The organism is Caballeronia sp. NK8, from assembly GCF_018408855.1.
Classification (GTDB): Bacteria; Pseudomonadota; Gammaproteobacteria; order Burkholderiales; family Burkholderiaceae; genus Caballeronia.
Genome location: NZ_AP024328.1, coordinates 384,182 through 408,013 on the forward strand (window position 1 = coordinate 384,182; position 23,832 = coordinate 408,013).

Genomic DNA, 23,832 nt, shown 5'->3' on the forward strand with positions numbered 1-23,832 from the left:
ATAGCGCCGCCTCCGCGCGGGAGGCGGCACCGATTAAGCAGCGAGCTTCGCCTTTCGGCTCTTTGTCGCTTTTTTGACAGGCGGCTTCGGCACTTCATATCCGAAGCGCGCCCAGGCGGCCGGGTCCAACGGAATCGGATTCGTGCGCCCCGTTGCGAGGTTCACGAACACGCCCGAGAACGGAATTGCGCCGGTACGAAACATGGTCCAGAGCATGTTGAACGCCTGGACTGCGATCGCCTGGTTGATGACCAAGGACTGCTTGCGCAGCGCCTCGGCCATCGAACACGACGGCGTTTCGTCTTTCGCATCGAGCTTTGCGTCGATCAACTCCGGAAACAGCTCGCCGACATGCGGCAGGCGCTCCGGATTTCTCTTCGCGTAGCTCTTGCTGCAGACCTGACCTATGACGACTTGGCCGCGATCGGTGTCGTTGCCGCAGTCGAGGTAATAGGCCCCGCTGTTCTGCGCTGCGCTGACGATCGCGCACCGAGCGGCACGCGTATCGACGCAGCCGATCACGAGATCGACGTTGTAAAGCGGCTCCGCTGCACCGAAGCGGCGGGTATCCGCCCGCCAGTTCGTGCCCATCAGCGCATTGAGCCGATTGACGATGAGCGAGGCTTTGTACTCACCCACGTCGTTGGGATAAAAGCCCTGACGGCCAACGTTCGTCGGGCTGACCGTATCGTCGTCGAACACGGTGCACTCGATGCCGCCGGGGTGGCCGAGTTCCAGCATGGCGTGGTGCAGCCGCGCGAGGCTCGGAAGCACCGCACTGCCGGTACCGCCCGCGCCGACCACGACCACGTTCCAGCTTCGCTCGAGCATCCGCGAAGGAAGCAAATGACGAATTGCGCTTGTCATGCCGCCTCCGTCAACTTAGCCGCCGCGAACCAACTGCTCGGCACACGCTCGACGTCTTCGAAGATGCCCTTCGCGCACAGCCGCATTGCCATGCTGGGAACCGATGATGCGCAGTTCCCAACGACGAACGCGAACTTCGTCTCCTGCCGGTCATCTTCGTCATCTGTCGACGAGAAGAAGGCCGGATGAGTACCATGCGAATGGCAGTCGATGACGCGCAGTTCGCCCGCGAAAAGCTCCGGCCGCTCGTACTTCAGCGAGCCAGTGCCCTGCGAAAGCACCCTCACGGGTGCGAGACGAAACTGCTTGGTTTCGACGTTCCAGACGATCCACGCACCCGTTTCCAGCGGATGCGCGGCACGTGCCATAGCGACGAAGTCGCCGATCAGTTCCGGCGGCACCGTGCCACAGCGCAGCACCGTCGATTCGACCACTCGCCCGTAGGGGATCGCAGTCGGAACCATATAGTGCGCAACGCGGCGCACGACCGACAGCCACGGCAGGTCGATTTCAATAAAGACACCGTTCTCGCCGATAAGCAACCGCTCTCCCGCCGCCTGCATCGGTGCCACCGGCTCGCGCCGCGGAACCATGACAGTCGGAAACGAGCGTTGAAGGGCCGCGTCACCGGCATTCAAAGCACCAGCATTCATTTCAAATCTCCTTTCTTGCTGGCGATCAGGTCAGCGAGAGTAATGTCCATGGAGACGAGCGCCTCTTTCGGGAACTGCTCGCCGTACTTGCCGTCGAGCATCTCCTTCCAGAACGCGAACTCCCCTTTAGGATGCGAAACACGCGTGTTGCCGTGATTGGGGTGGGTGAACGCGGATTCAAAGAATCCGCTTTCCCATCCGGCTATCGATTCGACGTCGATGCGCTTGGGCACATGGGCCGAGCCGATGCAGATCCGCCCCCAGTCCCAGGTGTTAAAGTAAGGCGGTTCATGCAGCTTCGATGCAGGCGTTGGCCGGCTGTCTTCCTGCAGCGCGAACACGGAGAACCCGCTCGAAGCTGCACGGAACACCAACCCCGGATGCGGGACGACCGCACTGCGCCGCCCGATCTCCTGACAATCGAAGAAAACTCTTCGCATCGCCGGTCTGCACCACCACATCACCGCGTCTTGCGACACCGCGAGCACCGTCTCAGGCAGAAATTCCGCCTTCGGTGCCGCGTTCTGAGCCAGCTCACGCAGGCAATCAACAAGCGCCATGCGGTCGATCGGCCTTCCGGCACCGATCGTCGCCCGGCCGCTCTTGCCCTGCGTCACCGGATGAACGGTGCCGTAGACTGCGCTGCGGTCCTGACGGCCGTACAGCAAGATGGCGCTGATCGCCGCGAGTTCGTCGACGCGGTCGGAGCCAATATCAAGCCCTTTCATACAAAACTCCTCGTTATGCCGCGAGACCCGCGATGACGCGGTCCAGTTGGCCAAGAATGGATAGGCCCTGCGACCAGTTCGCGTACTGCTTGCGAATGGCGTCAGGCGTAGAGGCAATCGGCGTGAAGCCGAGGTAAGTCGTGCCGTCGCCGGCGCTGGCGAGGTACTCGTAGTGCGAATCGAGTACTTCACCCACACGCCCGTCGTTTTGCACGGTGAGCGTGGCGGCTGCATATGCGCAGCGGGGCCGATACTCGCAACCGAAGAGGTCGCGATTGCCCGCCCGCTGCAGCATCAGCGAGAGCTTTTCAAGCTCCGCGCAGATGCGACGCGTGCGCCCGGAGGTAAAGCGCTGAAGCCGCCTAAGGGCCGCGACGCCAAGCGCCCGTTGAGGCAGATAGCGTCGGCTCTTTGCGTTCCAGCGGTAGACGTCCATGTCGTCCGGACAAAGCTGCGGACGTACAACGGAAGGGAGGTAATGCTCGATCTCCGCTTCGTCGTCGCCGAACCGGTCCGTCAGCATCTCGCGCGCTTCCTCATCGGTTGCGTTCGAGTCGCCATCCCAGAACCAGGAAGCGAATTCCCCAAGGAACTCGTCCGGCGTCCGAATCCACATCGTGCGTCCGGCTGCACGATTGATCAGCACCATCGCTGTCGACACCAACCGCGGATGAACATTGCGAAGCTCGGCGGCACGTCTGCCGATCTCGAAGATGCTCTCCTCCGTTATCTCGATGCCGAGATAAACGGGCGAGGTCGGATTGAACTCGCTGCTGTCCTCCTGATACTGGACAACGTCTTGCACCGCCTGCACGTCGCACAGCACGAAGTCGAAGCCGAGGCAGTCTAGACGCGGCGTATGACGCTTCGCCCACGCGAAAAAGCCGTGAGCCAGCGCATCACCAGCGCCTTTGAACTCCGGTACATCGCGCGGTCGCAACACGCCCGAGTTGAACTGGGCGGAGATGAGACCGGCGACATCCTTTTCGGCTTGCCAACGCATCACTGCGCGCGTTTTCACGTCCGAGCCGATGGCCGGCAGGCTTAAAAAATCATTGGGAGTTCGACGTCCGGCAGCGGGAGCGCGTCGCGGTTGCCAAGGCTCTCCCGAGACAGCGACTTCTGCACCAGACGGGCGAGGATCGAAGAACATTGCTCGATCTCCTTGTCATGAAAAAAAACCGCCCTTCCGGGCGGTTGCTGATGGGAAAGAGCCAGGTCCGGGTTGGACAAGGCTTTGAGAAGGTCGCGCTTACGCATAGATGGCGACAGATTCAACTGCACCCTTCGCACCTGCGGCACGCACGAACGTGAAGCGCATCACATCGCCTTCCGTCGTCGGCCCGTCGATCGCCGCGGTCGTCAGCTCCGGGTACTGCGCGGAGTAGAGATCGCGAACATCGTCGGGCGAGAAGGTCGGCCCCGGATCAGGGAAGGTCACGCCGTTGTAGACAAACTCGCGCGTGAGCTTCGCAACTTGGATAGCCATGTCTGCTCCTTAGTCGAAAAGCGATGCGAGGTTGGTCCCGGTGTTAGCCGGTTCCGCCGATGCTTCCGCTGCGGACGATGCGTTCGGGGCCGTGCTCTGCCCTTCAGCGTCGTCACTTGCGTCGTCATCATCGTTGTCCGCATCGGTGCTCGATCTGCCGGGCGCCGGCAATGCCGGCTTGCTGCCGACCTTAGCCAGCGTCTTGGTCGCTTTGGAGACTTGCGTCGTCTTGGCGGCTTCGAGAATGGCGGTGGTCGCAGCAACCTGCTCCGCAAGCGACGCGTGCGCGCCCGTATAGGCCGCGAGCGCGTCGACGAAGCCCGCGTCGAGTTCAGCCGCCATCGCGGTGAGCGCGAGCGGCTGAAGCATGGCGGCGTCTTTTGCCGTGCCTTGCGGCATGACACAGACAACCATCTCGTCGCCCTTCATCTGCAAGGACAACGTGAGCTTCGTGCAGTGACGCAGAAGCGGTTCAATAGCGACGAACATAAAAAACTCCTGAAAATAAAAAGACCGCCATCCAATGGATGGGCGGTCTATAAAGGATGGAAACTGCTTCGATGCGCGAGCGAGCCGCGCGTTTAGAACTTGAGCACCTTCGGGATCTTGCCCGTGTAGTCGAAGCCGTCGACGGCCAGAAGCGCGTCGATGACCTCGGACTTGGACTTGCCGAAGACCTTCTTGAAGTTGTCGCCGAGCGCGGCACGAATGCCCAGCTCGTCAGCAACCACCATCATTTCCGACTTCGTGATCAGTTCCAAAAACTCCTTGCAGAGCTTCCAGTGCTTCGCGAGGTCGAGGTGATGGTGCTTGCACAGACGCGTGAGGTGCTGAACATCGAGGCCCTGGATCGCGGCAACCGTCACACCGGTGACGGCATGCGCGAGCTTCGCGTCGTCTGCGGCCGCCGTCGAGGCTGCAGCTTTCGACACGTCACCGGACGCGACCTGCTCCTCGGTGAGCTTTTCCCAGATGCCCGAGAGCGTCTTTTGATCGACGCAGCGCATCTGATCGGACAGAGCGATCGCAACGAGGTATCGCTGCGCGAGTGCGGGATCCGCGCCCACCTCGCGGCGCAGAGCTTTACGCCACAACGCCACGCGATACGCTTTGATCCGGTCCGACTCAGCCACAGCCGTCGCCGGCGGATTGCTCGTCGTCGATGCCGCGGACGAACCGGCCGCGCCCTTCGATGCGGCGGGCGACGCTTTCGCGCCCGCCTTGGCTGCCTCGGGCTTCGGCTGCGTCGCAGCTTTCACCGCTTGCAGTTGCACCGCCACCTTCTTCATGTTGCAGACGGTGTCGAAACACTGGCCGCGATAGACCTTGCCGATCGAGTCAGGCAGGCCGCTCACCGCCGCGCCGTAGTTCTGGCACGCGTGACACGCCTTCGCCTGCTCTTCGCCGACGCCTTTCGGGCCGTCGACAGCGAGTTGCACGCGCGTGTGGTTGTCGCCAGCACGCACGATGCGCACGACCGGATATTCGTCGCGCAGACCAGTGGCCGTCGCTTCGAGCATCTTTTCGGTCTTCTCGTTGTAGCAGGTTCGGTTGGTGCAGTTCCCCGTACCGATGGATTCGCCGAACATCTCGCCCTGCGTGGACGAGTTATGCGGGCATCCGGCACAGTCAGCCTTGTCGAAGATCGCAGCAGCCAACGAACAGGCGACCTGTTCGATGGTTTTCTTGACCTCCGCCACCGCCTTACCCTCCTTGATGATCACCGGCAGCAGCTTGTCCTGCGTCTCCTTGGGGAGCGCAGCGAGCAGCTCGGCGTGACCGAGAAGGATCTGTCGCGTGCTGAGCGCATCAAGCACGGAAGTGCTACAGTTCATCAGCGCAAGACGCTTATCCAGCGTTGCACGCGACCAGCCGAAAATACGCGCGACTTCGTCGCGATCGCCCTTGCACAGCCCGACTTGCTCGGCTGCCGCAATGGCTTCTTCGGCGGGCGACATGTCGGCTCGCTGGATGTTTTCGATGATGGCCAGTTGCTTCGCTTCGACCTCATCGATGTTTCGAACGACGACCGGAATTTCATAGTCTTCGCCGTGCGCCGCGAGCGCCGCCTTGTATCTGCGGCCACCAGCGACGAGGCTGAAGCCGCCGTCAGCGAGCGTGCGCACGATGACAGGCTGAATGACGCCCTTTTCGCGCACAGACGCGGTCAGTTCTTCCATCTCCGCCGCATCGAAATACTTGCGGGGATTGATGCTGACCTGAATGTGCTTGAGAGCGAGAGTAGGTTGTTGCTGCATGGCAGGGCTCCTGAGAGGGAACCTGCCCGCTTTGGGAGTGGTTCCCAAAGGGTTGAACAACGTGGGCTGACGAAGTCAGCGCGGGGTCGATGCGTCTATGACGCGGGTGATGAAGCAACAATAGCGGTTTACTTTGCGCGCACGCCGCGCAAAAGCTCACGAATTCATGCCGTCTTTCATAGCCAGGCGGGGCGCGGCTCATTCTCATCCGCATCCAGCGGCTTGCCCCGCGTCCACGCGAGGCGATGGACCGAAACGAGGTCCGCTGCAAGCCGCTCCGAATCGGCCGCGGAAAGCGCGAGGCTGAGTGAGCGAATCTCGTCGACGCCAACCGCAACTTTTACGACCAACGTCACGTCGCGGTACCCAGGCGCATCGAGCTTGCTGTCGTACTGGCAGGAATGCACGACGTCATCTTCTGGCAGCGGCGTGTTCGCCGGCTCGTCGGCAAGTCCCCACCGTCTGATCATTGCCCGCCAGCGCGTTTCCCCATTCGGAAAATAACGGTGTACTTCGGTGGCGTGCCGATGGTCAAGCCGCAGCACCTGCAGGCAGTGCTCCAGCAGATCGTCATTGAGCCGTCGAAAGTCCGGGAGACTGACGGGAAAGTCGTCGCCGTTGTAGAGCCCAGCGAGGAACTGAGCGACCACGCGCGCCTGCCTTGAACTCCCCTCCGCCACCTCAACGAGATGGGCGAGCGAATCCAGGCTCGCGTCGCGATCTTGAGCGCGTATCTCAGCCGCTCGCTGCGCGGGTGTCGTTCCGCCCGCCGCTTTAGCAAGGAAGTCGTCAACGGTCTCTTGGAGCGCTTCGGCCAAATGCGTTGGGACGGTAAAGGCGAGGGATCGGGTGCTGGGTGTTGGCGAATCGCTCATTGCATTGTTGTAGCGTTACGGACGCTCAAAGTCGCGCCTGTTCGCATGATGCCATGAGCGAAAAAGTGCACCGGCAGAACGCCGGCGCCCAAGCGATCGGCGCTTAACGGGAACGCCATACCGTGAACGGAGCGTAGTGACAATACGGGGCGCATGATCCGGTGCAACGAACATTGGCGCTCGCGATGGCTAGAATGCGCCGACCCATGGCCGGAAAGTCATCATCAGCCGGGCGCGCGGCCTTCGCGAAGTCATTTTATGGAAATCGTAGAAACCGCTTAGGAATTGGTTTAACGCCGGGCTCGCTTGCATCGCTCCTCGCTCTTACCGTGAAACGCGGCGGTGCAGTTGGAATGGTCGCCGTAGAATGCGATCTATGGGCGGCAGGCTGAGTAGATCAACCCGCCTTAGTATCAGGCGGTGCCCAAGATGGCCCCTGAATCGGCACCTCAACAAAAACGAATGCACACGCATAAAGGCGAATGAAAACAGAAGGCGTCAAATCACTGGTGCAAGAAGTCCTGGCCAGCTTGCCCACTCCATACACGGAGCATGTCATCGATGAAGTATTCGGTGCGATTCAAACCAGCCCAGCGTGGAATCGTCGCTACGACTCGCTGTGCGATGACCTCGGCAAGGCCACCGTTAATGCTTGGGGCGGCTACTGGATCGCCAATGCGCTCGGGAAATTGGGGGAGCGCCAAGCTCCGGCCAAACGAAGCACCCTGATCGGCTCGTACTCGTTGCTCGACACCGATGCAGTGCCTAGCAAACGCAAGCCAAAAGAGCCGGAAGCGCGTAAGTTGGTGTTCGATTACTTTCTGGCCCGCAAGGCGGATATGCCTGACGAGATCCGCAACTACCGAGAGGAGTTGGTGCTTCTGGTGATGGACGGAAAGACGACCGACGAGGCATTTAGCACCGTCTTCGAGTTCCACATGCAAGACTACGAGTCAAAAAAAAACCCGGCTCGAAAGCCGGGTTGTGATTAAGCGGATGTGAGCGGCGGCACCCGAGGATGCCGCTATGCGTCATGCTGATGCAGTCGTCGTTGCCAGCGACCGCGACAACAAAGTCGTGACTGCCCCCGCCAGCGTCCACTCGCCAAATTTCTGCTCATGGCTTTCATGGACGAGACGGTCAAGGCACAGCACCTCGACGCCATCGACTTGTACCTTGCCGAGGACGTTCGCCAGCACCGCGCGATTGGAGCCTTCACGTTTAACCGTGACGACGCCCTCCCCGACCACCACATACACGTTTGAGTCTTTCGGCATTTACGCTGCCTCCTTCAAAAGTTTGCGCATATGGCCGGACGTTTCCGCCGACAGCAATGCGAGGTCATCGACGAAACGATCCAGCAAAGAATCCATGTGCAAAAAAGTCTCGTCGTCCAGTTCCGGCGTCGCCCAGTCCAGCCCCGCCTGCGTCGCATCACGTTTGTGCGCGACCATTTGGTCCTGATACTCGTCGATGCTGCCCGGCAGGTGGAAATACAGCACCTTCAACACGCCCTTCCGGTTCCATCGCAGCGCGCGCCGCATCGCCTGATACTCGATGCGCCAAGTCCACGAACGGTCGTAAAAGAGGATGTAGTCGGCGTTCGGCAGGTTGTAGCCCGCGCGCCCTGATGCCTTGGTGGCCATCAGGCCGGTTGCGAGTCCACCCAAGAAACGCTTGTCCTTATCGGCCACGCGACGCTTGATCGGGATCTCCCCATGAAACGGCACTGTCTGCACACCATGCACATCCAGCTCGCGCGCCAGAAGATCGAGCACGCCCGGATTCTCCGCAAACACGATCGCTTGCTTTCCTTCCGCCGCAATCGCGCGCATGCGCGCGACAATTGCGCGCTGCTTGCTCGTCAGCCCGCCGATGTACTCCACGCCATCCATCCCGAACTGAGGATAGTTGGCAGCGAAGTGAACCGCGCGGATACGAGCGAGGATCGTCACCAGGTTGCACGCCTTCTTGTCATCGCGTGATGAGCGATACCAGTCAGCAAATTCATCAGCAGCGCGCAGGTACGCGGCCAGATGCCCGCGATCCCAGTCGACCGTCTCCACCTCAAACTGCGGCGGCTCGATCTGGATATAGCGCGACACCTCTGGCTCGGCGACGAGCCGCCGCTTGATGTGCGGCGCGAGCATCGCGCGGTAGAGATGCAGGTTGCCGATCTTCGGCACCTCGCGTTTCGCCCCGTCCTGCAGGCTTTCCGCGAACTGCCACGTCACCCATTCCAGCACCACGAAGTCATCCCTGAATCGATCGACGCCGCGCATCGCGTACTCCACCGAATTGATCCAGTTCTGCTCCAGGTAGCCTACGCGGTAGCCGTACGGCTGCGCTGCCGTTCCATCACCACCGGTGAACGCAACCAGTCCGAACGCATCTCGCGGATAATTCGGTATCGGACTGCCCGTAAGGACAAAACGTCGCCGCGCCGAAAGCTGCCAAAGCGCGCGGCTCTGATCGCTTGTCGGATTGGCAAGGCGCTCGCCTTCGTCGGCCACCAGCAGGCCGATACGGCGGCGAAGCCGATGGGCATACGTCACGCGCGCGGAAGCTGCCTTGTCGACCGGCATGCGCAGCCGCTCATACGAGATGAGGTTGATTCGCCGAAGGTCACCAAAGTCCGCCGCCGATTCGATTACCTTCACCTGATCGGCCGCGATCGGCATTTGGCCGATCTCCTTCAACATCTCCTCGATGAGCCGGGACTCAACAACGATGAGGCCGTGCTTTACGCCCGAGACGAGGATCAGCGCCAATGCGAGCCGGGACTTGCCGCAACCCTGCTCCCACGCGACGATGCATCCAGTCGGCTTCAACAGCGTTTCGACCAGATCATCGACTTGAAACTCCCAATCGAGCCACTGATCGACGCCGAGCGCCTTCACGCGCGACCGCAGCGCCGCTGCTTGGTCAGGAAAGCGCGCGCACAGACCTTCGTGCACCACCTCCCATCCCTCACTGACGTTCTCTACCGCGAACCGCGCATTGAGCTCATCGACCGACAGGTGATACCAGACGCCATGCAGCGCGTATCGGTAACGCCCATCGGCTTCGCGGTCGAACTGGACTTCGTCGCCCGCCTTGATGAGCGGACTCGCCCAGCGCGTTACGTCGACCTTGTGCGTTTCCTTCGCGATGCCCGACACGTGATCTCGCGATCCAGCGCCGGTTGTCCACGCCACGTGCCGCAGCGGTATCGCCTGACGCGCGCTGCGACGCATGCGTCTGCTGAAGTGCTCCATGAAGCCGGGCGCGAGTTGCGGGCTGCCACCGACGCTGCGGATTCGATCGAGCAACAGATCGAATGCCGCGACCGGATCGTCTTGCACGAGATACGTCTCCATATCCAGCAAGCCTTGTCCCGAATAACGGAAGCCGCGCGGCAGCCGGTGGCCGTCGCGCGAGTAGATGCGCTTCACGAGAACCGCGTTGAGCACCATCGCTTCGTTGAAGCCACACGCAAAGGACAAGCGAATGCGCCGGCCATCGTGCGACACCTTGACCGACTTGTCGCCCGTGACCGCACGCGTGATGAACGGCACACTGTCATCGAGCTTCTGCAGTCGCAACCGAGCTTCCCCGAAGGAGCGTTCCTCGAAGTGCAGCCCGAGATCTGGGCCAGGCTTCGCCAGATCGTCGACGACCACCCGCACGAAGTCCGAGGGACGATCGCGATAACGGTCGAACACCACCACGGCAGTGCGCACGTTCGCGCCCTCGAGCTTAAACGCGTCTGCCGGCAGTTCGAAAAGGCCTGCCGCGCGGCGCTTCAAGCGGTCGCCCTGCTCGCCCGCGATCATCGACTCGGCGGTCGTGATCGGCAGGAGCGCGACGACGATGTTCGCCGCCTCAAGCGCCTGATGCACGGCGTAGTCGTGGCTCAAAGCGCTGGTGTGCGCGCCGTACCGGCCCCACGTCGTGCACTCGAGCGTCTGCAGATGCGGCGACTCAAGATGGATCGAGAACGGCGGATTGATCAGTGCGATATCAAAGCGCGTCGGATGGATGTCCTCCATGCCAGCCTGCCGGAACTCGCAATTAAATCCCCCCTCCTCGAACACCTTCTGGCACTGCTGGATGACATCGGCGTGCACGTCGACGCCGAACACGGCATGGCGTTCCGAGTCTGCGTACTGAAGCAGCCGACCGGAGCCGACCGAGTTATCCAGGATGCGGATAAGCCGATCGACCTTCCAACCGCTGACGAAGCTCCACATGAACGCCGCAATGGCGTCCGGTGTGAAAAACTGCCCGAGGTGCTGACGGCGGGCTGCGGCCAGCTCGCCCTGATGGGCGATCGACGGCGCCTGCGATCCCAAACTTCGAATCGCACGCAACGGCTCATACCAGTCCCGCTCGAACGAAAACAGATCTCTCTGCATGAGTTACCCCTAGAAATGAAAAGACCCGCCGAAGCGGGTCAAGGATGAGACGGCGGAGGCCTCAGTACCGGTCGCGCGAGGCGAGGTACTTGGCGCCGAACTCACTAATGAAGAGGGACAACGCGTCGCCCACGTCGTGAGCGAACTTGAACTGCCACTTATCGTTGAACATCACGATTTCCAGCCCGGTGAAAGACAGCTTCTCGCGCGTCGAGAACGTCAGTTGATGGACGCTGAAGTTGCGCAGTTGCATCGCCAGCGCGCCGAACTGATGCTTCTTCGCAAAGGTGGCCAGGCCGCCGAACGTTGTCACGACCGACTGCTGCGACGAGTAATAGACCTCGCGCTCGCCTTTCGAGCGAAACGACGCTTCAGACGAGACACGCTTTTCCAAGATGACAGCGCTGCTGGTGCGCTTGATCTCGGTATCGGGCTTGAGCCAGAAGCCGTCGATGATGGCCTTGGCTGCCTGCTCGAACGCGACGCGCTCGCCGGCTTCGCCGCCGAACGTTCGCTCAAGGTGTTGCCAGAAGCCGTCCAAGTCAGGGACGTTGTTCTTCTTCAGTTCCTCCTCAATGTCGAGGCCGCATCGGTCAAGCTCGCGACTCTGGTCGATCTCGATTCTGCCGCCGGCGGGGGCGAACTTGCGGCTCGCCTCCATCACGAGCCGCGATAGCAGCCTGCGGCAGAATGTGTTGAGCTCGCGCTCGACCTTGTATTCGCTTCGGACTTCCATCGCCGAATACTCGGTCAACCCGTTTGCGAAGACGTCACGCTCAGCCTGAACGACCGCGCGATATGCCTCTGCTGCTGCAGTTTGGGCCGTCTTGAACTGCTCGATCAATTGCTTGTACATGCGTTGCTCCAAGAAATGAGCAGGCGCACGCCCGCGGTGGGGACATGCCCCTGCGGGTGGAAAGAAAAGTGGTGATTGGCGGCGGCAGACTGCTATGCGCCTGATGGTCGATGCGCAAGTCGCGCGGGTGATTGCAAGACGATACTCGTCAGGGATGTTGCTATCGCAGGCGAAAGAGGAGCTTTTGATAGCGGGGCGGTTTCAAACCGAGGTGCAACGGGGGGGTTAATGTTTAGCGCTTTGGGATTGGCTCGCTGAGGCAAGTGTCGCAGCAAAGACCTCGAATGGCGAATGGAACGCGTGGGTTGCGCGCGGCCGGCTGTTCAGGCTGTCGGCGATGGCATCGAGCTCGTCCTGAGTGTAGACCGAGAGGTCAGTGCCCTTAGGCAAATATTGACGGAGCAATCCGTTGGTGTTTTCGCAGGTCCCACGCTGCCAGGGGCTATGTGGGTCGCAGAAGTACACGCGCACGCCAGTGGCTGCAGAGAGTTCTTGATGCCGCGACATTTCTTTTCCCTGGTCGTAGGTAAAGGTTTGTCGCAGCGGTGCTGCAATCGAGTTGAGTTTGGCAGAGAAGCCCGCCAGCGCTGAAGCGGCGGTGGCGTCTTCCATCTTGGCGAGCAGCACCAGACGGCTGGTCCGTTCGACCAAGACGCCGACAGACGATTGATTTCCGGCGCCCTTGATAAAGTCGCCTTCCCAATGACCAGGCAGCAGGCGGTCCTCGATTTCGGGCGGGCGCACGTGGATACTGACCATGTCGGGAATCTGCCCGCGTCGGTCTGTACCGCGCGTGCGGGACATACGGGTGCTGTGGCCGTGGCGCAGGCAGGCAATCAACTGGCGGCGCAATTCGCCGCGCGGCTGAGCGTAGATGGCCGTGTAGATGGTTTCGTGCGAAACGTGCTGGGTCGGGTCGGTCGGATACATGCGCTTTAGTGTGCCCGATATCTGCTGGGGTGACCATTTCCATTCGAGCAGGGTGAGCACGACCCGCCAGCAAACGCTTTGTAGGCAAAGCTTCGCGGGGCGGCGGCCCGCGCTACGGCGGGCGGCGCTGAGCGCTTCAGCCGGCACTGATGCGTAGCCAGCAGGAGAACTGTTCCGCGTCAGTTCACGGCTCACGGTGGACGGCGAGCGTCCGAGCATTCGGGCCATGGCCCGAATGCTCACATCCTGCAGTCGCAGGCTTGCAATGGCGAGGCGTTCTTCAGGTTGAAGCTGCTGATACGAAGTTTTGTTGGGCATTGCAACACCTTATATGAGACAGGTGTTGCACCTCGCTTTTGAGGCCGCCCGGCTATTGCCGGGAGTCGCCAAAAGATATCCCCAATTTCTGTGGCTAACCCTGGGGATAAGTGAATCGCATCGCGTGCATCGCGTTGGACTCAGCACAGGGCCGATCCCGCACCAACGCTATCCGGATAGCGTCCGTTTTGAGGAATGAAGCATAAAAACATATCGCTTTTCCCCTGTCGCTTTACACGAGGCTTTCCAAAAGAGCTTCCGCGCGCTGAATTCGCCGGTGAAAGACCACCGATTCAAGTCATCTTTCGCACGGCCGAGCGCTCGGCGTCAGATGAAAATTGGCGGACCGCATAAACGTGCACTCAAATTGCCCCCCGGACGCCATGAAGCTTAGTCACATCGCCACCGTCGCCATCATGTGCGTTTCGGCCGCCTGCTCGGCCACCGCTATAGGACTTGTTGCTCAGCAGTTCTTCGTTGAACGCAGCGCGAGCGATGTGGTCGTCGATACGGCCATTGTGGAGCGCATGGAAAGCGTCGCTGATGCCATTAACTACGTCTCCGATGACAAGAGACAAGCGTTACTGACCGCATACGGATATTCGAGCCAGCAGTCTTTCGATGACGCACTGATGCAGCAGCGCGGCGATCTCAACCGTGCGTTGAGCAGGCGCGCGACTGAGCTCGCGAAGGGCGATGAGCGGTTAGCAGCCGTGCTGGCCGCCTGCGCCTTCGCGTCCGTTGTCTCCATCGTCGGGGCTCTCGCGCTGTGCGGGACGCGCAGCCGTCGACGGCTGTCAGGCGCTGTTGCCTCAGCTTGATGCACTGGCCAGCCGTCATCGAGGAGCTTGTGCCGCTGCGCGCGTATCGGCTTGAGACTCGACCAGTGGAACTCTCCAACGGGCTGTTTCCAGGACTTCTATTGGACCGTATCTTCCTAAAGCAGCACACCGTTGATGGGTTGCGCTTTCTCGAATTCCAGCGAGCGAATGGCACGAGGCACATCGTTGAGGCTGGCGAGATCGAGCGCGCTTTACCGATCGGACGCCTTGCAGCTATGCGCGATGACGCGCTTCGGACAAACCTCGCTTTACGAATCGAACGATGAACGTGATTGTTGTCAGCTTCGAAGACTTCACCCTCGACCCGGCAGGTGCGCGCGCTGACGCGACGCCGGCAGCCGGGTTTCCCGACAGTTGGCTCGACGCGTTGGTCGGGACCGGTGCTGTCTTTAAACGCGATTACGCGGCGCCCGGTGCCGTCTCCACCGTTGGACTGCACTTCCCAAGCAGCGACCACGCCGAGCAGTTTTGTCTAAGCGTTCGTGAAGCGGCGAGTCTGCTCGGCACGCGTGCTCACATCCACAGAGTTCCGATCGAGCAAGCGCATTCGACATTGCGCGTGGCGAAGGGTTATGACGCTCGTATCGTTTGACGGCGTAACCGTCGCGCTCACTGAGGTTCAGGACAATCCCGCAAAGTACGCGCGAGCGCTTGAGCGAGCCAGGAAGACTCCCGGGTACGCCGTCTGTCGCTGCCTGCCCACATCACCCACTGCGCCATTGCGTCTAGTGATCCGGCGTTATGGATCGCTCTTTCATCTTGCACGGTGGCCGGACGACGGTCACCGTCACAATCCGAAGACTTGCTCTTTCTATCGGGCGGCGTCTCAGCCATCTAGAAACAGCAACGACACGCTGGCGGCGATTCGGACCATCGCTTGTGGTTTAGACGTCAAGCTCAACACCTCGCTGTCTGTCCGCACCGTCGATCGATCTACGCGACAGTCATCTGGCGCCGCATCAGGGGCGATGTCGCGTCGCGCAGCGCCGCTGCTCGGCTTCCTTCAGCGAGTGTGGGAGGAAGCGGGTCTGAACGAGTGGGCAGGCGCGCCCTCTCGCGGCTGGGGTACGTGCAACGCGCAACTCGTTTCGGTGCTCGGTGATGGAAAGCTGAACGGCAAGCCGATGCAGGACGTGTTTCACGTCATGCGCCGATACGATGTTGCTGACGGTTCTTGTGTGCTCGCGGAGTTCCAGTCATTCCTTGATCGTATAACGACTACGCCCGCCAAGTCGGAGCGCGGACTTCTAATCGCCGAACTTCGCAGCGTCGAACCGTCGAAATACGGGTTCGTCGTCAAACTGCGCCAGACCTATGAGACGTTCTTCGCGTCGAAAGGAGTGATCGAGTCTGCAGCCGATTCCTTTAAACCGGCGTGGGCCATGATCGGCGACGCTAGCGCTCGGGTGGTGGCGCTAGCCGTCATCGAGCGGACGAAAGACGACAACCTCCGGATCATCGATTTGGCGCTGCAACTATGCAACAGCGCATTTCTGCCTTGCGACTCAAGCTTCGAAGTCGCGATGGCGAACCGCCTCGTCGCGGAGCGGCGACGATTCGTAAAGCCCATGCGGCTTGAGCAGGGAGACGCGATGCTGCCCGACTTCAGGCTGACCGATACGACCGTTCCCACGGCAATCGAGGTGTACGGGATACAAGGCAACGCTCAATACGTAGCGCGCAAAGCGGAAAAACAGGCGCTGTACGCGCGCGAAGGCGCGCCATGCGTGGAATGGATCCCGCCCGACGATCTGGCATCAGTTCAGCTTCCGCCCGCAGCTTGACACGGCGCTTTCCCAAGATAGCCTCAGCGCATAACCAATTGTGAAAATGCTCCCATGGAATCGAACTCGTTCTTCCTCAAGCGCGCAGTCGCGCGCGATGCCGACTGGCAGGTGAGCTATCCAGCACTGTCAATGGCAAGCTCCACTGACGCGGTCGACGAACGTCGCAAGCAGATCGTCGTCGCAGCCGCCGATGAGACCGACCTGCGAATGGTGTTCTTCAGCTCCCTTGGTGCGATCCTGGATTTTCAGGCTTCGTGGAAAGAAATCGAGGCCAGTGCGCGTAGCTGGCTGGCATTCACGATTCGTTGGAATCGCTGGTGGCTGCCGAGCGTCACGGATGCGCACTGGATCGAAAGCAATGCATTCGCGCCCACCGACCTGCGGTTCGCGAACCGGGAACTTGACGGCGGACCGACTGACACTGCATCGTTCCGTCGCTATCTGGACGTCGTGGAGTTGCACTACCGTCGCGACGAAACGATCTCGCAGGTCCTGTTTCCGGATAGCATTTACCGCCCGGAAACTTCACTGCGCGAATGAACCGCGTCATCCCCTTCAAACGTGTTTCCGTCACCGCTGAGACGAGCGACTCGCGCGCGGGTGGCTGCGCTCATCGCCACATCAGACTAGACCAGCATGGTGGCGTCGTGACGTGCACCGATTGCAACGCGACACTGGCGCCCTTCTGGGCGCTGTCTATGCTCTCCGAACAGTACAGCCTCGCTATGTCGCAGATCGAGCGGCTGTCCGCCCGACTGTCGCTCGCCGACGCGCGTCTGCTCGAACTGTCTGCCCAGCTCGACGCACTGCGCGGGGACGAAAGCCCCTCAAAACCATCATCTACCGAGCCTTGACCATGCACCGAATGATGGTCCAATAGCCTTATCGGCAACTCATTTAGAAGCATCATGAAACAGACGTTTTCGTGCGGGCACACCGGCAAGGGGAAGTATTGCCACGCATGCGTAGCCGCTGAAAAGCAAAAGGCTGAACAGCGCGCGGCCCTTGAGCATAAGCGCGCGGCGAAGCAGTCACATGCCGACGATCCGATAGATCTGTCCATCGTCCGGCACCTGTCCGCAGTACAACGAGAGGCAAGAGACCTGCTTGTGAAGGTCAGTAGCGGCGTACATCCATTTTCGCTCAACGGGAAGTTCATCAAGTCCTCTGCGGGCAAGCTGCTGTCAGTGCCGGTGGGCCGCTCCTACCGCCTGCTCTTTGACGCCCCGTCTCTGACACCTCTGCGCCTCGTCAGTCACGAAGATTACAACGGGATCGCGGCGAACCGGGTAGCCGCATAACTTGCCAAGACTAAGCGCTTCGCTCAGCACCTTGCCGACGAGGTACATCGCGATAAATTTGGCCCTCGCCTGACGCTGCGTAGAATTCACGCAATTCGTTCCGCGAAGAACGTTAGTGCACCGGCTGCAAGGGAGCCTTCCGACATTCGCGTTCGGGCGGCGCCTTACAGGTAGATATAATCCACGGCGGCTTTCAAATATATCGGACCGCCGGACTGCCGGCGACAGGACAGCGCCATGACTGACGAACTGTTTCCCTGCGACCATTGCGGCGGAAAGTGGGCCTTTGGATATTCCCACCGGTTACTGAAACGCCCGTCCGCACCCGCGCGTGACTATCTGAACGCTGACGACAGTATTGCGCCCGAGATGAACGACATGGAGTCGCGATCTCTGTATGCTATTCCTCAGGAGAAAGTCTGCTGCATCTACTGCGAAGACTGCGGAATGCAGACGCCTTGGATCTCCATCGGCAACGATCGCTACGCGGCACTGGACAAGGCCGGCGAGATCTGGAACGCCCGGGTGCGACGGCCCAAAGCCAACGAGGGCGATCTTCTGAAGCTTGTACGCAAAGAGATTAGCGCCGTCGACGCTGCGTACCTGATTGACCTACTGTCACGGAATGAAGACGATTGGGAGAAGCGCGGGCCAATTTTCCAAATGCTCGCGAAGAAGATCGCCGACAGCAAGATAACGATGAGCGAGTTCTGGCCGGTCGATACCGTCCTCAACGATGCAGCCCGCTATCGAAAACTTCAACAGTTGGCCAAACGCATTTACATCGACGGTGTCGCTTCAATACAGTTTCCGCGCATTCCGGCCACAGGCGGCGACGAGGGAAGTTTCGAGAACAGCGTCAACCTCGCTGTCGACGATTTGCCCGATCGAAACCGCTGGTGACTTGACTCCGTGACGCGCCGGTCATACTGAAGGTAATTCGGTCCTCCGGCCGGAATCAACAACGGAAAGATAATGTCGCCCATCCAATACATCGTCGCCGCTTACCGCCTCCGCGCCAAGCTGGCCCCCCAAATCGCGACCGTCATTGCCCTGGGAGCGATCCTCACATATCACGCACTCACAAGCCCGCAACTGAGCTGGCTCTTGGGATAGCCGGGCTCGGGCAACGCTATCCGGATAGCGTTACTTGAAAATCGCGTTGCACGTAACCCATTGATATTAAAGCCGATCATTGCGACGCCCGCGTGTGCCAAGTTATCCCCTCCCCCTTAATTGGCACACGTTTCGGCACGGGGATGATCACGTTAGGAACCATATCTGCTACTGCGCCAGCGATGACCCCGTCGCTAAGTCCCCGGCTTTGTCCGCTGCTAGCGTCCGATAAACCTTCTGCCTGGAAATGCCAAGAGCCTTGGCTGCGGCGGAAATATTGCCTTCTGTCACAGCAATCGCGGCGCGTACTTTGTCGACCGAGAGCTTCGGTGATGCGAGTTGCCTCTGGACGGAATAGCTCGACAGATAGGCACCGGCCTTTTGCGCTTTACTGTGGCCGGCCGCCTCCACCACGGCTTGCATCGCTTCCCGATGGAGCGCCGGATCGGCCCTTTCGTCGCTACGCTTAATCGGCGCAGGAACGCCAGCATACTTTTCAAACATTTGTTGCAAGAACTGATGCCTCAGGCCGTGGCACGTAACGCCCAAGCCAGACTTCGTCACCCCATAGCGTTTGAGAACCGTATAGAAGTGGTCTTTCCACTGAGTCTTTTTATAGCCATCGGGGATGGTCGAGCCGGTAGACCGGTTTGTATGGTGAGCAGCCTCAAGTAGCACATCCATCTTGAACTCGATCGGCACCACACGAGCACGACCGCCCTTCGTGCCGTGGACAACGTTCAGCTTTCCGTCTTTGCGGACCGCGTCCTTCGGCCTCAAGAGAAAACTCTCCTCGACCCTTAGCCCGAATGCAGCTTGCAGCTTCATCTGCATTGCGACTACCGGCTCAGTCTTCGCGATCTCTTCGAGGATCTTGACCGCATCGATCCCCCTACCGTCCCACGATTTATCTTCCGTCGCAACATATGACCGTCGGAAGTCATGGGCGTCGGGGTCGATATATTCCGACATCGTCTTAACCACGGTGGGCTTGTTAATCCACTTGGTGAACGCGCGGAAGTACGTCAGTTTGTTTTCGATGGTCCCAGGACTCTGCCCTTCCTTGTGCCACAGCGCCACAAGAGCTTCAATGTGCTTTTTCCTGAGCGCATATGGCGTCTGTAACGCAAAACCAATCTGGCGCAGTTCGACGAACGACCGGCAAAGCCTGCGCAGTCGGAAGCTTTGCGTCTTTACTGATAGCGGCTTGGCGCTAACACGCGTGCGACTGTGGACTCGGTTGACATTGTCGGTAAAGATCCGCTCGAGACCAGACCGGAAGTCGGCGGGTAGCTCAGGATAGTCGGACACGATGCCCTTCACGTAGACGGTTACGGTCATTTGAATGCTCCTTCTTCATTCGTCGATTGCAGTTTCATAGCCGCGACGTACATTGCTCGACCCCGCTCGAATGCCACCGCCAACTCACTCGCTCGCGCGAAGCCGTTTGACACACCGTCAGCCACCCACGTGGCCGAACTCCATCCAGCAATCGCTGCATGACGGAGTGCCCTTCGCCGAGATCGGGTCCGTAGGCAATCGAGAGCCGGCATAGAGACCATGCGACTTCAGCTTCGAAAGCGTGATCTATGAGTGCAAAAGTCCGACTCCGTCGGGCTTGCGTACATGCCGTCGAGCAGTGACGTTGCTCTTTCCCATAGTCAACGCTTTGTTCTTGGCTGCGCTCAACTGCCACGACGGCCCTCGCTCAACACCTCTTTCACCCTAGGCGTGCACGCACATAGCAATCGCGTCAGCACACCAGCGCCTGACGTATCGATCACATCAGCAAGCATCAGGGCTCGCAGTCGTGCGGTACGGGGCCGACACATACCAGCAGATGGCAAGGTAGGTCGAGACGAGCTCTGCTCGCAACACGTAACTTTTCAGCGGCTCTAGCAAACGCGTTCTCCTTATTTGCGGACAAGCGCGACAGTGCTCATCTGTGCGCGGTGCCATTCGTTGCCTCTGCACCGCAGACCTCAGGAGCCTATCCCCGAGTGTTGCCGCACAGCTGCTGCGTATCCCCGCCGGGTCCCGCCTTCCTGTCCTTTAGCGATTCCATCCGATAGCCCCGCACGTGGAAGAAACGTGCATCGACCTCCGTACTGCTGCGTGCTGCCAGTCGTTACGCTTCGCGTGTTGACCGCCGCTGGTTTGCTGCCGGCGCACGTCCAACGCGTAGGCCGCTTCGCGGGACCTCTCGTCGTTGTGTGCTTCCTGCTGCTTCCAGCAGTCGAATCGCGCGCTGTTGAGTGTGCGATTCGGCTGTGCCGCTGCTACGGCTACCGCGCCGGCCACAAACGCGCTGCTGCGCGCCGGTGTGCTCCGTCTTTACGACGGCACGACCTCGGCCAAGTGCTCGGTAATCTCTTTGCGCTGTTTTTTCCCGGGTGCGCCGCCCGTTCGTCTTCCGTACAGAGATCAGCTTGGCGCGTCGGCCTAGCTGGTCCCCCATCCCAAAGCGCGTTCACTCGGTCGCGGTGTGTCGGACCTCATGCAACGTACCCAGCGTCGTGTGCTGTAAGGATGCGTCCATCGTCATTGAGGGGTGACGAAGCGGCTCATGGATATCTGTCCATGACCACTCCCAAGCCGTCTCAATTCGGACAATCGGGCGAAACCGCCCGCAAACCCAATGGATATCGCGTGTCCAGCGTCCTCAATTTGGGTCACTTTGAACTTGATTAGATTCAGAAAAAGGCCGCTTCATTTCGCGGCCGTGACAGAGGGGTTTTCGCTAGGCAAAGCGGTCCCCTCGATGGTCCATTTCAGGAAGGTCGATGCGCATGCGCGCGGTTGGTGAGTAGAAGAATAACGGCCGCGGTGCCTAGAAGCAGAGTCAAAAGCTGCCCAAATGTTGCGAGCTTTTGCTTCCTTGACATTGCGCGGCGATCTGTAGAGTTGAACAGGCGTAACGGGGACTTTTCTCACCGCCTTCGTTCCGATAACTGACAGATTGGCGCCGTTCTAGCGTGCCGATTAACTCTCTCACCGATTAGGTGAAGATAACTGATCGTTATCCGGACGTTTGGAGAAAAGGAGCCGTCACCGCTGCCCGTCTGCCACTTCTCGGTCAGATATCGGGCAGATAAGTGCACCTATCGAAAAACTCTGGAGAGAGAATGAAAACGCATGCATCCGTCCTAGCCGTCGACGTCGGATATGGAAACACTAAGGTCGCTGTCCGAAACGGCTCGGAAGTATCCACGTTCATGTTCCCGTCGCTGACTCCGGACTATCAGGCCCGAACCATGACCAAGCAAAGCAACGGCGTGTTGAGGGCAATCAGGACCGTTGGAATCGAAGTGAACGGCAAGCAGTACGAGGTGGGACCGGAAGTGCCGCTGACCTCTCGCAACGGCGACCCTGGGCGCACCCTTGTCGGTAACTACTGCACTACGGATAGCTATGAAGCACTCCTCGGTGGAGCGTTCCACTTCGCCAACGTGTCGTCGGTCGACAGGCTTGTGCTCGGACTGCCCGTTCAGACATTTCAACAACACGCCGAGGCGTTGCGCAGTAAGTTTTCGGGAACTCTGCAGTTCGGCGATGAGGAAGTTTGCGTCGGAAATTTGATGGTGCTGCCGCAACCGTTGGGCGCTCTGGTTCACTTCTCGCAACACCCCGACTTCAACCCGTCGCAGCGCAATATGATCATCGATGTCGGCTACTACACGACCGATTGGGTCGTCGCCAAGGGGCTTACGATGGAGGAGCGTCGTAGTGGCGGACACCAGAGCGGCGCATCGCACTTCTTCCAAAAGATGGCGGAGCTGATCGGTGCAGCGACAAAAGAGTCGGCCCTAGCGATTGAAGAAATCGACGAAGCCGTTCGTGAAGGTGCGCCCTACTATGTGTTCAACGAAGAGATCAACCTTGAGCACTACGCTGCACAGGCACAGTCGGTCCCGGAAGCAGCGGTCAATGCGATCGGCAACTCCGTCGGTTCCACCAACGACATCCGCTGCATTTTCCTTACCGGCGGCGGTGCGGCGCTTTACGAGCCCGCTATCCGCGCGTTCTTTCCCCGCAACCGCATCGACGTCATGAAGAACGCGTGCTTCTCGAACGTCCGTGGGTTCTTTGCGGCCGGCGAGGCCACACAGATGCGCGAGCGCGATAAGAAGCGGAAGGAGGCTATGACCGCATGACAGGGACTATCGAGATCAAGCTGACAGTCAGCGAAGTTGTCACGCCCTCTTTGTTTGCTGCGTTAATGGAGGTCTCGAATCCTCGACAACGAGCTGCGCTGCTCAAACGTCTTGCGGACGACGCTCTTCGCGGCAGGGAAAACGCGGGTCTTGCCTATAGCGCCCAACAAGGGCGGACCGTCGAAACAGAGGTTTCCGACAGCGGAACGCTGCCTGCCCAAACGCAAGTGAAGCCCGCGTCGGTTGTGGACAGAAGGCCGCAGACGCTTGCCGATAGCAAGGAGGCGCCGTCTGAGACTAGCGACGATGCGCATCTGAACTATTTAGCAGACAGCCTGTCGGCTTTTGCATAAGTTTCTGTCAAGGGGGCGGCGGGCATTGTCTCGCCGCCCGCCAGTGTCACCACCCTGCGCCTTGACTATCAACGTGTCGTGGCATCATTTCTCATAAGGCCGGGCAAGCGGTCGGAAAGTCCCTGAGAAAACGAAATGACAATACTCGATACCTTCATGCAGTTCGATTGGACGCGCGCCGTTCGTGTCTGGATCTTAGTAGCAGCCGGGTTAGCTGCGTGGGAGTCGGCTTACCTGTTTCGTCGTGCCGTCTTTCGACCACGCGAAGGTGCCGACGATGCTCGATAAGTTCATGACATTACCCCTAGTCGCCCGTCGCGCCGTCACTGCGATCACTCTTTTTTTCGTTGCCTGCGTCGCAGCTCGCCTGCCGGATACACCATTTTGTAACTGGATCTTCGGGCTCTCTCTCGTCGGCTCCTTTTGGGCCAGCGGCGTGATGGTTCCGGCGATTAAGGTCGTGCTCTATGTGTTCAAAGTTGCCCTGAGAATCAAGGCTAGTTCATGGTGAGCACCGACGCTATGGACAAAAAAAACCCGGCGTTTTGGCCGGGTTTTTTATTAATAGCGATGGTTATCAATGCAATAGGGTCACCCCCTGGGCGTTCGCCTGTCGACGAATGCAGTAAAACCAAGCAGTGTCCAGCGTGACGCCTTGTTTCTCCAGTCGGGCATGACCGCCACGCTTCCTGTCGATCACGTCATAGGCTTCCGCCTCCGACTTCCCTACTCTGACCGAGCCGTTTTCGACGCCGGAAGTTGCCACGATCTCATACCGGCCAACAATCATGCTGAAGCTCATTTCCTTTTCTCCATTGGAAAAGCTCGGGCGGATTGCGGCCCCAGCGGGGACGAATCCCCACCGGGCAAAAGCTACTATTAGCGGCCAGTCGGCCGCGGAATCAAAC

General features: G+C 59.9%; 25 protein-coding genes. 11 read left to right on the top strand and 14 right to left on the bottom strand.

Going from position 1 to position 23,832, the window contains the following annotated elements:
* Positions 1 to 33: 33 nt before the first annotated feature.
* From NK8_RS42450 to NK8_RS42485, 8 genes are all read right to left on the bottom strand, one after another.
* Complete coding sequence (locus tag NK8_RS42450; protein WP_213234615.1) at positions 34 to 867, bottom strand: PRTRC system ThiF family protein; 834 nt, start codon at positions 865 to 867, stop codon at positions 34 to 36.
* Positions 864 to 1,520: a PRTRC system protein A gene (locus tag NK8_RS42455; RefSeq protein ID WP_213234616.1), complete on the bottom strand. Its 657-nt coding sequence runs from the start codon at positions 1,518 to 1,520 to the stop codon at positions 864 to 866. Before NK8_RS42455 ends, NK8_RS42450 begins: the two co-directional genes overlap by 4 nt.
* On the bottom strand, positions 1,517 to 2,248 hold the full coding sequence (locus NK8_RS42460; RefSeq protein WP_213234617.1) for a PRTRC system protein B: 732 nt from the start codon (positions 2,246 to 2,248) through the stop codon (positions 1,517 to 1,519). The genes NK8_RS42455 and NK8_RS42460 overlap by 4 nt, the downstream gene beginning before the upstream one ends.
* Positions 2,249 to 2,261: 13 nt before the next feature.
* On the bottom strand, positions 2,262 to 3,401 hold the full coding sequence (locus NK8_RS42465) for a PRTRC system protein F (RefSeq protein WP_213234618.1): 1,140 nt from the start codon (positions 3,399 to 3,401) through the stop codon (positions 2,262 to 2,264).
* 99 nt (positions 3,402 to 3,500) lie between these two features.
* Positions 3,501 to 3,737, bottom strand: coding sequence for a PRTRC system protein C (locus NK8_RS42470; protein WP_213234619.1), 237 nt, complete (start codon positions 3,735 to 3,737; stop codon positions 3,501 to 3,503).
* A 9-nt stretch (positions 3,738 to 3,746) separates the two neighbouring features.
* Positions 3,747 to 4,226: a PRTRC system protein E gene (locus tag NK8_RS42475; protein WP_213234620.1), complete on the bottom strand. Its 480-nt coding sequence runs from the start codon at positions 4,224 to 4,226 to the stop codon at positions 3,747 to 3,749.
* A 92-nt stretch (positions 4,227 to 4,318) separates the two neighbouring features.
* Positions 4,319 to 5,995, bottom strand: coding sequence for a PRTRC system ParB family protein (locus NK8_RS42480; protein WP_213234621.1), 1,677 nt, complete (start codon positions 5,993 to 5,995; stop codon positions 4,319 to 4,321).
* 176 nt (positions 5,996 to 6,171) lie between these two features.
* Positions 6,172 to 6,870 (bottom strand): hypothetical protein, encoded by a 699-nt coding sequence (locus NK8_RS42485; protein ID WP_213234622.1) that lies wholly within the window; start codon positions 6,868 to 6,870, stop codon positions 6,172 to 6,174.
* A 482-nt stretch (positions 6,871 to 7,352) separates the two neighbouring features.
* Between NK8_RS42485 and NK8_RS42490 the strand changes: the two genes are divergently transcribed.
* Positions 7,353 to 7,862, top strand: coding sequence for a hypothetical protein (locus tag NK8_RS42490; protein ID WP_213234623.1), 510 nt, complete (start codon positions 7,353 to 7,355; stop codon positions 7,860 to 7,862).
* A gap of 39 nt (positions 7,863 to 7,901) precedes the next feature.
* On the opposite strand, the gene NK8_RS42495 is transcribed toward NK8_RS42490, so the two are convergent.
* From NK8_RS42495 to NK8_RS42510, 4 genes are all read right to left on the bottom strand, one after another.
* Positions 7,902 to 8,147: a hypothetical protein gene (locus NK8_RS42495; RefSeq protein ID WP_213234624.1), complete on the bottom strand. Its 246-nt coding sequence runs from the start codon at positions 8,145 to 8,147 to the stop codon at positions 7,902 to 7,904.
* Positions 8,148 to 11,267: an SNF2-related protein gene (locus NK8_RS42500; RefSeq protein ID WP_213234625.1), complete on the bottom strand. Its 3,120-nt coding sequence runs from the start codon at positions 11,265 to 11,267 to the stop codon at positions 8,148 to 8,150.
* A 61-nt stretch (positions 11,268 to 11,328) separates the two neighbouring features.
* Entirely contained in the window at positions 11,329 to 12,123 is a 795-nt protein-coding gene (locus tag NK8_RS42505) for a hypothetical protein (protein ID WP_213234626.1), read from the bottom strand.
* Positions 12,124 to 12,348: 225 nt separating this feature from the next.
* Positions 12,349 to 13,371 (bottom strand): IS30 family transposase, encoded by a 1,023-nt coding sequence (locus NK8_RS42510; RefSeq protein WP_213234627.1) that lies wholly within the window; start codon positions 13,369 to 13,371, stop codon positions 12,349 to 12,351.
* A 383-nt stretch (positions 13,372 to 13,754) separates the two neighbouring features.
* On the opposite strand from NK8_RS42510, the gene NK8_RS42515 reads away from it, so the two are divergent.
* From NK8_RS42515 to NK8_RS42545, 7 genes are all read left to right on the top strand, one after another.
* Entirely contained in the window at positions 13,755 to 14,192 is a 438-nt protein-coding gene (locus NK8_RS42515) for a hypothetical protein (protein WP_213234628.1), read from the top strand.
* Positions 14,193 to 14,475: 283 nt separating this feature from the next.
* Positions 14,476 to 14,805 (top strand): hypothetical protein, encoded by a 330-nt coding sequence (locus NK8_RS42520; protein WP_213234629.1) that lies wholly within the window; start codon positions 14,476 to 14,478, stop codon positions 14,803 to 14,805.
* Positions 14,786 to 15,997, top strand: coding sequence for a DUF1173 family protein (locus NK8_RS42525; protein ID WP_213234630.1), 1,212 nt, complete (start codon positions 14,786 to 14,788; stop codon positions 15,995 to 15,997). The genes NK8_RS42520 and NK8_RS42525 overlap by 20 nt, the downstream gene beginning before the upstream one ends.
* 54 nt (positions 15,998 to 16,051) lie before the next feature.
* Positions 16,052 to 16,540, top strand: a complete 489-nt coding sequence (locus NK8_RS42530; RefSeq protein WP_225936701.1) for a hypothetical protein — start codon at positions 16,052 to 16,054, stop codon at positions 16,538 to 16,540.
* Complete coding sequence (locus NK8_RS42535; RefSeq protein ID WP_213234631.1) at positions 16,537 to 16,854, top strand: hypothetical protein; 318 nt, start codon at positions 16,537 to 16,539, stop codon at positions 16,852 to 16,854. The genes NK8_RS42530 and NK8_RS42535 overlap by 4 nt, the downstream gene beginning before the upstream one ends.
* A 54-nt stretch (positions 16,855 to 16,908) precedes the next feature.
* The gene (locus tag NK8_RS42540) at positions 16,909 to 17,301 is read left to right on the top strand and encodes a hypothetical protein (protein ID WP_213234632.1); all 393 of its coding nucleotides are present in this window, start codon (positions 16,909 to 16,911) and stop codon (positions 17,299 to 17,301) included.
* A gap of 237 nt (positions 17,302 to 17,538) precedes the next feature.
* A complete protein-coding gene (locus NK8_RS42545) occupies positions 17,539 to 18,204 on the top strand; it encodes a Lar family restriction alleviation protein (protein WP_213234633.1) in 666 nt (221 codons plus the stop codon).
* A gap of 381 nt (positions 18,205 to 18,585) precedes the next feature.
* Here the strand turns inward: NK8_RS42545 and NK8_RS42550 are convergent, their stop codons facing one another.
* Positions 18,586 to 19,758 (bottom strand): integrase domain-containing protein, encoded by a 1,173-nt coding sequence (locus NK8_RS42550; protein WP_213234634.1) that lies wholly within the window; start codon positions 19,756 to 19,758, stop codon positions 18,586 to 18,588.
* A 1,784-nt stretch (positions 19,759 to 21,542) separates the two neighbouring features.
* Here NK8_RS42550 and NK8_RS42555 point away from each other — a divergent pair.
* The 3 genes from NK8_RS42555 (at position 21,543) to NK8_RS42565 (ending at position 23,435) form a co-directional block, all read left to right on the top strand.
* Entirely contained in the window at positions 21,543 to 22,571 is a 1,029-nt protein-coding gene (locus tag NK8_RS42555; protein WP_213234635.1) for a PRTRC system protein D, read from the top strand.
* On the top strand, positions 22,568 to 22,924 hold the full coding sequence (locus NK8_RS42560; RefSeq protein ID WP_213234636.1) for a hypothetical protein: 357 nt from the start codon (positions 22,568 to 22,570) through the stop codon (positions 22,922 to 22,924). Before NK8_RS42555 ends, NK8_RS42560 begins: the two co-directional genes overlap by 4 nt.
* Before the next feature lie 277 nt (positions 22,925 to 23,201).
* Positions 23,202 to 23,435 (top strand): hypothetical protein, encoded by a 234-nt coding sequence (locus NK8_RS42565; protein WP_213234637.1) that lies wholly within the window; start codon positions 23,202 to 23,204, stop codon positions 23,433 to 23,435.
* Positions 23,436 to 23,501: 66 nt separating this feature from the next.
* Here the strand turns inward: NK8_RS42565 and NK8_RS42570 are convergent, their stop codons facing one another.
* The gene (locus tag NK8_RS42570; protein WP_035511697.1) at positions 23,502 to 23,726 is read right to left on the bottom strand and encodes a hypothetical protein; all 225 of its coding nucleotides are present in this window, start codon (positions 23,724 to 23,726) and stop codon (positions 23,502 to 23,504) included.
* Positions 23,727 to 23,832: the final 106 nt, after the last annotated feature.

What these genes read in the sequence shown, in the direction of transcription:
- NK8_RS42540 (WP_213234632.1), top strand. Translation starts at nt 16,909, where the DNA reads ATGAAACAGACGTTTTCGTGCGGGCACACCGGCAAGGGGAAGTATTGC.
- NK8_RS42525 (WP_213234630.1), top strand. Translation starts at nt 14,786, where the DNA reads ATGACGCTCGTATCGTTTGACGGCGTAACCGTCGCGCTCACTGAGGTT.
- NK8_RS42535 (WP_213234631.1), top strand. Translation starts at nt 16,537, where the DNA reads ATGAACCGCGTCATCCCCTTCAAACGTGTTTCCGTCACCGCTGAGACG.
- NK8_RS42465 (WP_213234618.1), bottom strand. Translation starts at nt 3,401, where the DNA reads ATGTTCTTCGATCCTCGCCCGTCTGGTGCAGAAGTCGCTGTCTCGGGA.
- NK8_RS42565 (WP_213234637.1), top strand. Translation starts at nt 23,202, where the DNA reads ATGCTCGATAAGTTCATGACATTACCCCTAGTCGCCCGTCGCGCCGTC.
- NK8_RS42505 (WP_213234626.1), bottom strand. Translation starts at nt 12,123, where the DNA reads ATGTACAAGCAATTGATCGAGCAGTTCAAGACGGCCCAAACTGCAGCA.
- NK8_RS42515 (WP_213234628.1), top strand. Translation starts at nt 13,755, where the DNA reads ATGAAGCTTAGTCACATCGCCACCGTCGCCATCATGTGCGTTTCGGCC.
- NK8_RS42475 (WP_213234620.1), bottom strand. Translation starts at nt 4,226, where the DNA reads ATGTTCGTCGCTATTGAACCGCTTCTGCGTCACTGCACGAAGCTCACG.
- NK8_RS42455 (WP_213234616.1), bottom strand. Translation starts at nt 1,520, where the DNA reads ATGAATGCTGGTGCTTTGAATGCCGGTGACGCGGCCCTTCAACGCTCG.
- NK8_RS42460 (WP_213234617.1), bottom strand. Translation starts at nt 2,248, where the DNA reads ATGAAAGGGCTTGATATTGGCTCCGACCGCGTCGACGAACTCGCGGCG.
- NK8_RS42495 (WP_213234624.1), bottom strand. Translation starts at nt 8,147, where the DNA reads ATGCCGAAAGACTCAAACGTGTATGTGGTGGTCGGGGAGGGCGTCGTC.
- NK8_RS42510 (WP_213234627.1), bottom strand. Translation starts at nt 13,371, where the DNA reads ATGCCCAACAAAACTTCGTATCAGCAGCTTCAACCTGAAGAACGCCTC.
- NK8_RS42570 (WP_035511697.1), bottom strand. Translation starts at nt 23,726, where the DNA reads ATGAGCTTCAGCATGATTGTTGGCCGGTATGAGATCGTGGCAACTTCC.
- NK8_RS42450 (WP_213234615.1), bottom strand. Translation starts at nt 867, where the DNA reads ATGACAAGCGCAATTCGTCATTTGCTTCCTTCGCGGATGCTCGAGCGA.
- NK8_RS42490 (WP_213234623.1), top strand. Translation starts at nt 7,353, where the DNA reads ATGAAAACAGAAGGCGTCAAATCACTGGTGCAAGAAGTCCTGGCCAGC.
- NK8_RS42480 (WP_213234621.1), bottom strand. Translation starts at nt 5,995, where the DNA reads ATGCAGCAACAACCTACTCTCGCTCTCAAGCACATTCAGGTCAGCATC.
- NK8_RS42470 (WP_213234619.1), bottom strand. Translation starts at nt 3,737, where the DNA reads ATGGCTATCCAAGTTGCGAAGCTCACGCGCGAGTTTGTCTACAACGGC.
- NK8_RS42560 (WP_213234636.1), top strand. Translation starts at nt 22,568, where the DNA reads ATGACAGGGACTATCGAGATCAAGCTGACAGTCAGCGAAGTTGTCACG.
- NK8_RS42500 (WP_213234625.1), bottom strand. Translation starts at nt 11,267, where the DNA reads ATGCAGAGAGATCTGTTTTCGTTCGAGCGGGACTGGTATGAGCCGTTG.
- NK8_RS42550 (WP_213234634.1), bottom strand. Translation starts at nt 19,758, where the DNA reads ATGACCGTAACCGTCTACGTGAAGGGCATCGTGTCCGACTATCCTGAG.
- NK8_RS42530 (WP_225936701.1), top strand. Translation starts at nt 16,052, where the DNA reads ATGGAATCGAACTCGTTCTTCCTCAAGCGCGCAGTCGCGCGCGATGCC.
- NK8_RS42520 (WP_213234629.1), top strand. Translation starts at nt 14,476, where the DNA reads ATGAACGTGATTGTTGTCAGCTTCGAAGACTTCACCCTCGACCCGGCA.
- NK8_RS42545 (WP_213234633.1), top strand. Translation starts at nt 17,539, where the DNA reads ATGACTGACGAACTGTTTCCCTGCGACCATTGCGGCGGAAAGTGGGCC.
- NK8_RS42485 (WP_213234622.1), bottom strand. Translation starts at nt 6,870, where the DNA reads ATGAGCGATTCGCCAACACCCAGCACCCGATCCCTCGCCTTTACCGTC.
- NK8_RS42555 (WP_213234635.1), top strand. Translation starts at nt 21,543, where the DNA reads ATGAAAACGCATGCATCCGTCCTAGCCGTCGACGTCGGATATGGAAAC.